10 protein-coding genes are annotated in these 12,102 nt (G+C 58.5%); 7 read left to right on the top strand and 3 right to left on the bottom strand.

Annotated features, from left to right (window positions below):
• Positions 1-181: 181 nt before the first annotated feature.
• Both selO and AO277_RS20170 read right to left on the bottom strand, forming a co-directional pair.
• Positions 182-1,645: a protein adenylyltransferase SelO gene (gene selO, locus AO277_RS20165; RefSeq protein ID WP_044319759.1), complete on the bottom strand. Its 1,464-nt coding sequence runs from the start codon at positions 1,643-1,645 to the stop codon at positions 182-184.
• A 138-nt stretch (positions 1,646-1,783) separates the two neighbouring features.
• Positions 1,784-2,449 carry a GntR family transcriptional regulator gene (locus AO277_RS20170; protein WP_080899346.1) on the bottom strand — a complete coding sequence of 222 codons (666 nt, stop codon included), beginning with the start codon at positions 2,447-2,449 and terminating at the stop codon, positions 1,784-1,786.
• Between the two features lie 253 nt (positions 2,450-2,702).
• On the opposite strand from AO277_RS20170, the gene AO277_RS20175 reads away from it, so the two are divergent.
• From AO277_RS20175 to AO277_RS20195, 5 genes are read left to right on the top strand one after another with little or no spacing between them, the layout of a single operon-like run.
• Positions 2,703-3,935, top strand: coding sequence for an NRAMP family divalent metal transporter (locus AO277_RS20175; RefSeq protein WP_044319761.1), 1,233 nt, complete (start codon positions 2,703-2,705; stop codon positions 3,933-3,935).
• A gap of 15 nt (positions 3,936-3,950) precedes the next feature.
• Positions 3,951-4,715, top strand: a complete 765-nt coding sequence (locus AO277_RS20180) for a LamB/YcsF family protein (protein ID WP_044319762.1) — start codon at positions 3,951-3,953, stop codon at positions 4,713-4,715.
• 2 nt (positions 4,716-4,717) lie between these two features.
• Complete coding sequence (locus tag AO277_RS20185; RefSeq protein ID WP_044319763.1) at positions 4,718-5,515, top strand: putative hydro-lyase; 798 nt, start codon at positions 4,718-4,720, stop codon at positions 5,513-5,515.
• A gap of 9 nt (positions 5,516-5,524) precedes the next feature.
• Complete coding sequence (locus tag AO277_RS20190) at positions 5,525-7,129, top strand: 5-oxoprolinase subunit B/C family protein (protein ID WP_044319764.1); 1,605 nt, start codon at positions 5,525-5,527, stop codon at positions 7,127-7,129.
• On the top strand, positions 7,126-8,865 hold the full coding sequence (locus tag AO277_RS20195; RefSeq protein ID WP_044319765.1) for an acetyl/propionyl/methylcrotonyl-CoA carboxylase subunit alpha: 1,740 nt from the start codon (positions 7,126-7,128) through the stop codon (positions 8,863-8,865). The genes AO277_RS20190 and AO277_RS20195 overlap by 4 nt, the downstream gene beginning before the upstream one ends.
• Positions 8,866-8,922: 57 nt before the next feature.
• On the opposite strand, the gene AO277_RS20200 is transcribed toward AO277_RS20195, so the two are convergent.
• On the bottom strand, positions 8,923-9,510 hold the full coding sequence (locus AO277_RS20200; protein ID WP_044319766.1) for an Imm5 family immunity protein: 588 nt from the start codon (positions 9,508-9,510) through the stop codon (positions 8,923-8,925).
• 798 nt (positions 9,511-10,308) lie between these two features.
• On the opposite strand from AO277_RS20200, the gene AO277_RS20205 reads away from it, so the two are divergent.
• Positions 10,309-11,769: a DUF6861 domain-containing protein gene (locus AO277_RS20205; protein ID WP_044319767.1), complete on the top strand. Its 1,461-nt coding sequence runs from the start codon at positions 10,309-10,311 to the stop codon at positions 11,767-11,769.
• Between the two features lie 2 nt (positions 11,770-11,771).
• Positions 11,772-12,077, top strand: a complete 306-nt coding sequence (locus AO277_RS20210) for a hypothetical protein (protein ID WP_031595010.1) — start codon at positions 11,772-11,774, stop codon at positions 12,075-12,077.
• The last annotated feature ends 25 nt before the right edge of the window (positions 12,078-12,102 follow it).

Genomic DNA, 12,102 nt, shown 5'->3' on the forward strand with positions numbered 1-12,102 from the left:
CAGGATGCAGGCCGCCAAGGCAGCGTAAGTGGATAATTGTCCAACCTTCGGGGGGCATACCACTCCAGCGTGGGAATGCCGTGCGTGACGCTCCGCGTCACAAATCTGCGCCGCGCCGCGTAGCACGATAGTTGAGGTTATCGCCCACGCTGAGGATGGGCACGATAGGGGACCAAAAGCCTCACGACGAACAGCTGATTTCCAGATGCTTGCCCCAGTCCGGTGGTCGCTGGGCGTAGCCTTCCATTCCGGGTTGTTCGGTGAAGGGCGTGCAGAGCACTTGGTGCAGGCGGCGGACTTCTGCATAGTCACCTTTTTCCGCTGCGGCGATAGCGTTCTGGGCCAGGTAGTTGCGCAGGATGTACAGCGGATTGACCGCGTGCATGCGGGTTTGACGCTCTTGCTCGGTGCCTTTGTCCTCGCCGGCAATACGCGCCAGATACGCTTCTGCCCAGCCATCGAAGCCCTTGATGTCGACAAAGTCGTCGCGCAATGTGCGCAGCGCTTCTACGGCGGGCTGATCGCCCAGACGACGGAAAAACAGGGTGTAATCCACGCCGCTGTTCTGCATCAGCTTCAGCAATTGGCTGACCAGTTGTTCGTCCTGATCTTCGGCAATGGTCAGGCCCAGTCGACGACGCATCAGGTCAAGGTAGTGCGCTTGATAAAGCGGCAGGAACAAGCCGATAGTCTCGCGTAACGCTTCCACGCTGATGAACGGCGTCAGCGCCTGCGCCAGTGCGCTCAGGTTCCATTGCGCGATGGGCACCTGATTGCTGAAGGAGTAGCGTCCCTCGTGATCGGAGTGATTGCAGATGAAGTGCTCGTCGAAATCATCCAGAAACGCAAACGGCCCGAAATCGAAGGTAATACCCAGAATCGACATGTTGTCGGTGTTCATCACGCCGTGGCAGAAACCGTAGGCCTGCCACTTGGCAATCAGCTCGGCGTTGCGCTCAACGATTTCGCGGAACATCGCCAGATACGGCTCTGGCTGCTCCTGACAATGCGGGTAATGCATCGTCAGTACATGTTCGGCCAGTGTCTTCAATTGCTCTGGCTGTTTGGTGTAGAAGAAGTATTCAAGACTGCCGAAGCGCACATGGCTCTGCGCCAGACGCAGCACCATCGCTGCGTGTTCCTGGGTTTCGCGCCATACCGGCGTGCTGGAGCTGACTACGCACCCTGCACGGCTGCTGGGGATACCCAGCGCGTGCAACGCTTCGGAAGCCAGAAACTCGCGGATCGACGAACGCAGCACGGCGCGCCCGTCACCCATCCGCGAGTACGGCGTGCGGCCCGCGCCCTTGAGGTGCAGGTCCCAGTGTTCGCCTGCGTCGTTATACACCTCGCCCAGCAACAGCCCGCGGCCGTCGCCCAGGCGCGGGTTGTAGGAACCAAACTGATGGCCGGAATAAACCATCGCTCGCGGCTCGGCCTCTGACCACAGCTTGTGGCCGCTGAAGATTTCCGCGAACAGCGGCAGATCGGCTTGTTCAGGGGCCAGGTCCAGCAGCGCCAGCGCGGATTCGCTGGCAACCACAAGCCGCGGCGCATCGATGGGCTCAGGCAGCACGGAAGTGGAGAACGCATCGCCCAGTCGGGCAAAGCGGTTGTCGAAAGTGAGTTCGTCGAGTGCTTTCAAAGCGTATCGCCTCCAGAGGGGAATTTCAGGCTTTCAACGAAGCGGCGGCCTGCCTGGCTCGTCGGGCGTGTTGCAACGGTCAGAACCCGTAGACCGGGTCCCTGGGTGGTAGTTCTGGTGATCGGGGCTGCGCCCGGACTATCGGTTCCGGCTTCGCTCGAAGGCGGCCAGAATCGTTCGTTCCGATTGCACCAGATAATCCTCAAGCATGCGCGTCGCCTCATCGGTCTTGCCCGCGTCAAGGCGCCCGAGTACCGCTGCATTCATGTCCAGATAGGGCGAATGCAGAAGCTCCGGGTCGTTGAGCAGCCCGAAGGCCAGGCGCAACTCTGCTGATATCTGCGCATAAAACGCCGCCAGTCGCGGGCTGTCGGACAGCTCGACGATGGCCTTGTGAAACATCATGTTGGCGGTGCCCATGGCAATCCAGTCCTTGGCCTCACGCGCCTGCACGCCGGCCTCGACCGCATTGCGCATGTGCAGCACACCGGGATGCTGTGGATAAGCCTGGGCAATCGCCCTGCATTCGATAAAGCGCCGGATGCGATAAATATCGATGATCGAAGCCATGTCAGGCTTGGCCACAGTCACGCCGCGGTTGGGTTCATGAGTGAGCAAACCCTCGCGGGTCAGAATTCTGAAAGCTTCTCTCAAGGTATTGCGGGAAATCTGCAGGCTTTCGGCCAGCGCCGCTTCCGAAAGGCGTTGACCGGGAACCAGCTCACCCTCGACCAGCATTCTGCGAAGCTCTGTGGTGATGGATTCTCCAAGCGTACGAGGGAGGAGAGAGGCAGCGTCATTCATAAAGGGTCCGGATAAGGAAAAGCCGAGTCGATATTCCACGACAGCTCATTGGCTGGCAAGGACGAAGGCCATCCGATGCTTCATCAGGTAGCACACTTGAGTTCAAGCGTAACAATATGGTGAGCATTGTTGATCCATAACATATGGATTGTTCAACAATATTATCTTTATGTATCTACAACTTGGCGCTGTTTAATGCCCTTTGGCATGCTCATTGCTCTGGCAGGTTACCTCTCATCTCAGGAATGCCGCCGTGACACAGACTGCCAATGAGTTCACCGAGGCGCGTCGCGCCTCATTGATCGCCGCGATCTTCATGATGGCGACCTCTGCCATCGGCCCAGGATTTCTGACCCAGACAGCCACGTTCACCGCGACCCTGGGGGCGGCGTTTGCCTTCGGCATTCTGGCGTCGATCCTGATCGACTTCGTGGTGCAGTTGAATGTCTGGCGCATCGTGACGCTGACCAGAATGCGCGCGGCCGATCTGGCCAACGCAGCGATCCCGGGCAGTGGTTATCTGCTCGCGGTACTGGTCATCTTCGGCGGCCTGGTGTTCAGTCTGGGCAACATCGCCGGTGCGGACCTGGGCTTGAATGCGTTGACCGGTCTTGACCCCAAATGGGGGGGCGCCTTGAGTGCGCTGATCGCCATTGCGATCTTCTCGTCGCACCGTGCGGGTATTGCGATGGATCGCATCATGATGGTGCTGGGCACCTTGAAGGTCTGCCTGATCCTCTTCGCCGCCTTTGCCTCGCATCCGCCGCTGGGCGAGGCTCTGCGCCAGACGATCCTGCCGGACATGGTCGATTTCGCGGCCATCACCACCATCGTCGGCGGCACGGTCGGTGGCTATATCACTTACGCCGGTGCTCACCGCTTGCTGGATCGCGGCACCGTCGGGGTCGAGAACATCGATGTAGTGTCCAAGGCGGCGCTGACCGGTATTCTGGTCACCGGGGTTGTCCGTTACATACTTTTTCTGGCAATCCTCGGCGTGGTCGCCAGCGGCGTTGTCATCGATGTATCCGGCCAGGGCGCAAACCCTGCGGCCCAGGCGTTCACCGCTGCCGCTGGCAACTTCGGCCTGATCATGTTCGGCCTGGTGCTCTGGGCGGCCGACATCAGCAGCGTGATCGGCGCGTCCTATACTTCGATGTCGTTCATCACGGTATTTTCCAAACGCATCACCGAGCGCGTGCGCAACCTGGCAACTGTCGGCTTTATCCTGATCACCGTGGTCGTATACGTCATGTGGGGCAAACCACCGGCTGCGCTGCTGGTGTTTGCCGGTGGCTTCAACGGCTTGATTCTGCCACTGGGCCTGAGCATTTTCATGTACGTGGGCTGGCGTCGGTCCGACATGATGGACGGCTACCACTACCCGCGCTGGCTATTGGTGCTGGGCGTGCTGACCTGTCTGCTGTCGTGGTACATGGCGTTCAAATCGGCGGGAGCCATCTTTGCTTTCATCAATGCAGCCTGATTTCGGAGAATAAAAATGCCTGCAATAGACCTCAACAGTGATCTCGGTGAAAGCTTCGGCGCCTGGAGCATGGGCGACGACGAGGCGATTCTCGATGTGGTCAGCAGCGCCAATGTGGCCTGCGGTTTTCATGCTGGTGATCCAGCCGGCATCCTGCGCACCCTTGAGGCCGCTGCGGCCCGGGGCGTGGCCATTGGTGCGCATGTGGCTTACCCGGACCTCGTCGGGTTTGGTCGCCGCAACATGGACATCCCAAGCGACCAACTGACGGCCGACGTCATTTACCAGATCGGCGCGCTTCAGGGGCTGGCGCGCAGCGCTGGTACCAGCGTGACATACGTCAAACCCCACGGCGCGCTGTACAATACCATCGCTGGCGATCAGCGCCAGGCAGCGGCGGTCATTCAGGCGCTGCTGCGCATCGACCCTGCGCTGAAGCTGGTGTGTCTGGCCAATTCGCCACTGCTCGGCTGGGCGCGGGAAGCCGGACTGGCGTGCGTTGCCGAAGCGTTCGCCGACCGCGCCTATACCGCTGAAGGCGCGCTGGTCTCACGCTCGCGGCCCGGTGCCGTGCTGCACAACGCCGAGCTGATCGCCGAACGCATGCTGCGTCTGGTGCGCGACGGGGTTATCGAGGCTGAAGACGGCCGCGAAATCAGCCTGCAAGCCGATTCTATCTGCGTACACGGCGACAGCCCGGGCGCGGTGAACATCGCCCGCATCCTGAAAGACCGTTTGCACGACGCAGGCGTTACCGTCCGCGCATTCAATAGGGGCTGATCATGAACAACACCTTGCAACACGCCCGTCAGGCGGCTATCGACGCACGTGCCCGCTATCGACAAGGGTTTGTTTCGCCAACCGCAGGTCAGGCTCCCGGTTTGACCCAGTGCAACATGATCACGCTGCCGCGCGACTGGGCCTATGACTTTCTGCTGTTCGCCCAGCGCAACCCGCAAGCCTGTCCGGTGCTGGATGTGACCGAGCCCTGCAGTTACACCACGTTGCTGGCCGAGCAGGCCGATCTGCGCACCGACCTGCCGTTGTATCGGGTCTGGCGTGATGGGCAACTGGCTGAAGAAGTCAGCGACGCCAGCGAAATCTGGGCGCAGCACGGCGATCTGGTCAGTTTTCTGATCGGCTGCAGCTTCACCTTCGAAACCGACCTGATGAACGCCGGGATCGACGTGCGCCATATCAGCGAAGGCTGCAACGTACCGATGTACCGCAGCAATCGTGTCTGTCGACCTGCCGGGCGCTTGCAGGGAAACATGGTGGTTTCTATGCGGCCCATCGCTGCGGACCGGGTTGCCGAGGCAGCAAGGATCACCGGGCGCTACCCCGGCGTGCACGGCGCGCCGGTGCATGTCGGCGAACCTGAGCTGCTTGGCATCAAGGACTTGGCCCATCCGGACTTCGGCGATGCAGTGAGCATCAAGCCCGGCGAGATTCCTGTGTTCTGGGCCTGCGGCGTGACCCCGCAGGCGGTTGTGATGGCGTCTCGTGTGCCGTTCGCGATTTCCCATGCGCCGGGGCACATGTTCATTACCGATATTCCGGACAGCTACTACCACGTATAGGAGAGGCTCATGCGTTTCTACCCGGCCAACCTGGACGCGCTCCTGGTTGAACTGTCGAACCTGGACGAGACTCTGGCCCTGTTCGAATCGCTACAGCAGATGCCCATTTTCGGCGTGGAGGAAATCGTTCCGGCGGCCCGGACGTTGCTGGTGCATTTTCGTCCGTCTGCCATCGGTTTCGAGGCGCTGGCGGCGCAGATTGCCTCGCGTGACATTCGCGGCAGCGCTCGCGAGCCCGGCAAGCTGATTGAAATACCCGTGCATTACAACGGTGAAGACCTGGCTGATGTGGCACGCGAGCTGGACATCAGCGTTGACGAAGTGATCAAGCGTCACACCGGCAGCGACTACAACGTTGCCTTCTGTGGCTTTGCGCCCGGTTTTGCCTACCTCAGTGGCGGTGCCGGCTTTGTCGTGCCGCGGCGCAGCACGCCGCGCACGCGCATTCCGGCTGGTGCAGTGGCGTTGGCCGGTGGTTTCAGCGGCATTTATCCACAGGCCAGCCCCGGTGGCTGGCAGATCATCGGCGTGACTCACTCAAAAATGTGGGATCTGGGCCGCGACGAGCCAGCCTTGCTTCAGCCTGGCTATCGCGTGCGCTTTCAAGACGCCGGTCCGCTGCCCGTGACCAGCGTTTCGGTTGCTGCGCCCGTTCGTCAGCAGGCGTCGACAATCACCGAAGACTATCTGCAAGTCGTTACGCCGGGTTTGCAGACCCTGTTTCAGGACCTGGGTCGTCCTGGTCGGGCAGGGCAGGGTGTTTCCGCATCAGGCGCGCTGGATCGCGGCGCATTACGTGCGGCCAATCGCGCAGTAGGCAACGAGCCGGGCACTGCTTGTCTGGAAATTCTCATGGGTGGCCTGACGTTTACCTGTCAGGGCCAGGCCGTGGTAGCGGTTACCGGTGCTCAGGCGCCTGTCGAGGTGCTGACGGCTGATGGCCAACGCATGCAGCCGCCGCTTTACGCGCCGTTTTCGTTGCAGAGCGGCGATCAGGTGAGCATCGGTTCGCCCACCGCAGGCTTGCGCAGTTATCTGGCCGTGCGCGGCGGTTTTGTCCACGAGCCGGTGCTGGGTAGTCTGTCCACCGACACGCTGGCCCAGGTGGGGCCCGCAGCGCTGGCGGCGGGTGACCGGCTGGGCTTCAGGCGCAGAACCGGTGGTGCTGCGGTGTCGACTGGCGAACAACCGGCCTTCGATATGCCGCGTAATGATCAGGTCATTACGCTGGATGTGGTCATGGGGCCGCGCAGCGACTGGTTCACCGCCGAGGCGCAGGCGTTGCTTACGCAGCAGACCTGGCTGGTCACACCGCAATCCAACCGGATCGGTATCCGCCTGGCGGGCGAGCAGTCGCTTGCGCGCGCCGTCAGTGGCGAACTGCCCAGCGAGGGCACCACGGTCGGTGCCATTCAGGTGCCGCCCAGTGGCCAGCCGGTACTGTTTCTGGCGGACCACCCGTTGACGGGCGGTTACCCGGTCATCGGCGCAGTCGCTACCTATCACCTGGACAAGGCCGGGCAGATTCCGGTCAATGCCCGCATTCGTTTCAACCCGCTGAGCGCCTTCGAGCCAGTGCGCTCCGCCACTTCAGACGAGACCAATAACAGATGAAAAAGGTTCTGATTGCCAACCGTGGCGAAATTGCCGTGCGTATTGCCCGCGCCTGCCGTGACTATGGGGTTGCCTCGGTGGCCGTGTATGCCGATGCCGATATCGACGCGCTGCATGTGTGTCAGGCCGATGAAGCCTACGGGCTGCAAGGTGAGCGCCCGACCGACACCTATCTGAACATCGAAAAGCTGCTGGCAGTCGCTGCTCGTGCCGGTGCCGACGCGGTTCACCCAGGTTATGGCTTCCTCTCGGAACGCGCCGACTTTGCCCGCGCCGTAATCGACGCCGGCCTGACCTGGATCGGCCCGGACCCTGCAACCATCGACGCGCTGGGCGACAAGGTGCAAGCCCGGCGCATCGCTTTGAAAGTCGGTGCGCCGCTGGTAGCTGGCACTGAAAGCCCGGTGAAAGATGCTTCTGAAGTGCTTGCGTTCGCCGAGCAGTACGGCCTGCCGATTGCCATCAAGGCGGCATTTGGCGGCGGTGGTCGCGGCCTGAAAGTCGCCTGGAAGCTCGATGAAGTCAGCGAGCTGTACGAGTCTGCGGTGCGTGAAGCGGTGACCGCGTTCGGTCGTGGCGAGTGCTTCGTCGAACGCTTTCTGGATCGCCCACGGCACATTGAAGCGCAGATCATCGCCGACCGGCATGGCCGGGTGGTTGTGGTCGGCACCCGGGATTGCTCGTTGCAGCGTCGCAACCAGAAGCTGATCGAGGAAGCCCCGGCCCCTTACCTGACCGACGAGCTGCGCCAGCGCATTCACGAGTCGGCCCGTGCGGTTTGTGCCGAGGCAGGCTATGTCGGTGCCGGTACGGTGGAATTCCTGCTCAGTGGCGACGGCACCCTGTCATTCCTGGAGGTCAATACGCGCTTGCAGGTGGAACACCCGGTGACTGAAGAAACCAGCGGTGTGGATCTGGTCATCGAACAACTGCGCGTGGCCGACGGCCTGCCGCTGTCGTTCGACGGTACGCCGGTACCGCGCGGCCATAGCTTCGAATTCCGCATCAACGCCGAAGATGCAGGCAACGGCTTCCTGCCGACCCCGGGCACCATCGACGTGTTTCAGCCACCGTCCGGACCGGGCGTGCGGCTGGACACCGGCGTGACAGAAGGCTCGCGAGTGTCAGCGAACTTCGATTCGATGATCGCCAAACTGATCGTCACCGGCGCAACCCGCGAACAGGCCATCAGCCGCGCCCGCCGTGCGTTGGCCGAGTTCAAGGTGGAAGGCGTGGCCACCGTGCTGCCGTTCCATCGGGCGGTCATGGACCATGATGACTTCACGGCGTCCAATACCTTTGCCGTCCACACCCGCTGGATCGAAACCGACTTCGCCGAACACGTCACCCTCGCACCGCGCAGCGCTGCGCCAGTTGATGCAGGTGTGCTGCGCACCTTCGTCGAAATCGACGGAAAACGCCACGAACTGGGCCTCCCCGCTGCGCTGCTGCGTGGCATGAGCCTGAATTCGGCTGCACCGGCTGACGCCAGCCAGCCAGCTGCCGACGCCCCTGACCCGCACGCAGTACTGACGCCGGTCGCGGGCAACCTGCATGCCTGGGCGGTTGAAGACGGTGCGACGGTAGAGAAGGGACAGGTGATCGCGATCATGGAAGCGATGAAGATGGAAACATCGATACTGGCGCCGTGTGCCGGAATCGTGCAGATCAGCAAGGAGCCTGGCGGGTATCTGGAGGCGAAGGTGGTGATTGGGCGGGTTGAGGCTGCCGACTGATCGGGTTGTTAGGTGCTCCGCACAACCGGGTGTTGCCGCTCGGTTGATGCGTGTTTTTCAAGGTAAGTCAGAGATCACCTGCGGCACGGCAACAGACAGATACCACCTCCAAAAAGCACGCCGCAATTCCGGGTTGCCATCATCTGACAACCCACCTGCGAACGCGGATGCGACTAAATAATCAGGCTCAAATGCTTCAGGAACCAGGTCTTGATCGCGTTGGTCGGCGCCAAACTGAACATCGGAAACCGCCGTTACGATTGAATTTGCAGCCGCGTGCGCGACGAACATCGCAGGCCACTCATCGGGTTCATAGCATTCATTCTCGACCAAAGATACATAAAAACCATCTCGTACGGCCATCGCGTCGGCCTCATTAAAAGCGCCACTGGCAGCCTGAAGCGCAACAGTCAGAACAGGTTCAATGCGTCGATCATTACCAAACTTCTTTGTCCAGAATCCAATGCCGTGTTGCACGCAGACGATATTCAGCTTTGTCAGTATCTGTTTTTGTTCGTTGGTATTTTTGTTTTCAGTGGTCATCGCCCATAGACGCGTTCGTAGAGGACGTTCTAATTCACCTTTGGGCGAGCTTTGGATTTCAGTCAGGAGTTTTATGATGAGGGTTTCGTGTTCTTTTTTCATTTGAGCTTCTTAATCGGGTGGGCAGTATTCTCGTGTGAAGTCATGTGCAAGGTGCTCGGGCTTCAGTATGAGTTTCCTGAACGATTCCGGCAGCAATTCCTGCTCGGGGTTGGCGAGGTTCTTGAGCTTGAAAAAGCGGCTGTTTTGCAGCAAATGCGCCGCGGGAGAGATCCATCAATATTTGTGCCTCCTTAGAAGCAGAGGGACCAGCCTCTCAGCATTGGCGAGAACTGACAAGTCGTGGTGTGATTCTGGTGCGTAGAGCCTTGAGACTATCAGTGTGTTTGTGACATATGGAACTGACAACCACCAACCGTAAAATTCTGAAAATCCCGTAGGAGTTGAACTACAGACGCATTCGACATCTTGCAGTTGCTGGATCCGCTAAGAAAAAATACGCCTCCGGCCCAATGAAAACAGTCAGTGCATCTGTCAAAGCCGTTACAGCTACTTGAGGCGGAAAAGGAGGCCCGCCAGGTCGTTGCGTCGTGTCAACCACAGAGATAGCCCCGCATTTTTGGGCGGATACGATGGAGTCTAAGCGTTTTAGATAGAGTGACTACAGGAGCCCTCAGTTATAGTAAATTTCCAGACGTTATGTCACGTTAAGCGTGAACTCGTTATGGTGATGGCCTATTGTCTCTATTGCGGTCTGTTTCGTAGATGAGAAAAATGAGTCTGTCTTGAGATCTGACTCAAGAACTCAGGTTCGATCAAGCTACGTGCACATGGGGCAGGCTGCGTCAATTTTGGGCCCGTCACGCGAGCCTCCTTCAACCCAGGGACAGTGATGTGTGAATGGACCTATTAGCCAACATTCCTAGCTGGGATGACATCGAGCGGAACCTTGATGATAAGTTCAACACGCTGAATCAAGCCTACAGCGATGGGCTGCAGAGCACCTATGACAGCTGGAATGGCTTCACGCGACGCGTCAATACCACCGCGACTCAAGCCTACGGATACATGGGCGGCAACCGCATTGACTATGTGAAAGCGGCGATGAGGCTTTCCTATCCCATCATCGAGTCAAACCTCAAGCGCAAGTGGGCATCCATCGAGATCGAACAGATCCTCCCGGTGCTGCTGCAGCTGGTTAAAGAAGTGGCGATGATTCTCGGCGGCAGCGTTGCGGTCGGTACGGTCGCTGGCGGCGTTGCTGGAGCGTTTTTCTTTGGTGTCGGCGCTGTGCCGGTAGCGGCAGCTGGAGCGGGTATCGGTTTACAGGTTGGCAACCTGATCCTGATGGCGCTGGGTCTCTCATCTATAGCTGAGTATTTCTATAAAGGTCTGCCTGCTTGCCTCTCTACCTTGCAGGAAGGCTTCGCCACTGCCTGGCACGCTGACGAAGGGCTGAAACCCGAGGGCCTCGACCCCACTGGTGGTTCGGCATACGAAATCCAGGAGCGGATTGATCGTGCTGCCCGCCAAATTGCAAAGGGCCAGGAGCAACTGGTGCTGCTGCTCTTTACTGCCATCGTGACTTACATGACACGTGGGCAGGTCAAGGCAGGCATCATAGGGAGCATGGATAGCATCGCAGTGCGCAGTGCCAAGCTTCAGGCAGAGATTTCGAACAAGCAGTTTGCGAACTGGTTGGCGCGTAATGAGCGGAGGCTATTGGCTGAGCCTGCGTTGCGGGTTAATGAGCCTGCTCCGTTGGTTAAGGCTGAATCCGAGACCATGCGTGAGTATTACGCTAAGCAAGATCCAGAGTTTGTGTCGGTAGAACAGCAGATTAAAGAATTTAGTACATTCAAAACAATGGGGGTTAAAAAGGCGGAGATAGATGCTTACCTTGCTACACCAGAAGGGCAGTCTTATTATGATGCTCTCGCAAGGTCTTCGCCCAATGCTTCCAATGAGACTCTTTATAACCGAGCATTAGGGCAACTTGCCTCTGGCAAGACGCTTCCGACCGCAAAGATTGTAGATGAACCTTTGGTGAAAATAGTTGTTGAAGGGGGAGATTATCCCGAGTACTCACCTTATTTTACAACGCGCAAGGAATTAATGAAGGCCTCAGAGTCCGATAAGACTCTCGCTGATTTTTTTGGGCTGCCTTTGGAAAGTGAAGGTTTAACGTATGGCATATACGAGATAAAACCTCTGAGTTCCACTAAAGTTTATGTAAGCGAAATAGCCCCGACAAGTGAATTAGGAGGTCTAGTTGAGCGATCTTCTGAAGCATTACAATATCTAGTTCCTAACCGTGGGGATTGGGATTCGGCTGTTAAGATTGGCACTATAGGTAACTAAATATGAATGTGGATAAAATTGAAATTTCAGCGAAAAATTTGGAGGATAAACTAAAGGAGTACGTGGATAGAGACGTTCAGGTTGCGCGACTTTATGATGATTTAAGGCCCTTGTTGGAATTGGCAAAGTCGAGAAATATATTATCCCCTTTGGAGGTGGGAGAGGTTCCGGGGCGCTATCGATTTACTGAGAAAGGGCTTCAAAGATATAGTGATTTAGAGCATGCTTATGCTGTGTTTTCAATTGAAATTACAGGCGGGGAACCTCCGATCCTCAAGATGCTTAATGCAAGGAGGAATTTGAGTTAGGGCGGCCGCGAAAACTGAGTGCAAC

Origin of the sequence: Pseudomonas amygdali (assembly GCF_002699855.1) — a bacterium.
Lineage (GTDB): Bacteria > Pseudomonadota > Gammaproteobacteria > Pseudomonadales > Pseudomonadaceae > Aquipseudomonas > Aquipseudomonas amygdali.

Coding starts and splice junctions, on each gene's coding strand:
- AO277_RS20170 (WP_080899346.1), bottom strand. CDS start 2,449: ATGAATGACGCTGCCTCTCTCCTCCCTCGTACGCTTGGAGAATCCATC.
- AO277_RS20180 (WP_044319762.1), top strand. CDS start 3,951: ATGCCTGCAATAGACCTCAACAGTGATCTCGGTGAAAGCTTCGGCGCC.
- AO277_RS20185 (WP_044319763.1), top strand. CDS start 4,718: ATGAACAACACCTTGCAACACGCCCGTCAGGCGGCTATCGACGCACGT.
- AO277_RS20190 (WP_044319764.1), top strand. CDS start 5,525: ATGCGTTTCTACCCGGCCAACCTGGACGCGCTCCTGGTTGAACTGTCG.
- AO277_RS20195 (WP_044319765.1), top strand. CDS start 7,126: ATGAAAAAGGTTCTGATTGCCAACCGTGGCGAAATTGCCGTGCGTATT.
- AO277_RS20200 (WP_044319766.1), bottom strand. CDS start 9,510: ATGAAAAAAGAACACGAAACCCTCATCATAAAACTCCTGACTGAAATC.
- AO277_RS20205 (WP_044319767.1), top strand. CDS start 10,309: ATGGACCTATTAGCCAACATTCCTAGCTGGGATGACATCGAGCGGAAC.
- AO277_RS20210 (WP_031595010.1), top strand. CDS start 11,772: ATGAATGTGGATAAAATTGAAATTTCAGCGAAAAATTTGGAGGATAAA.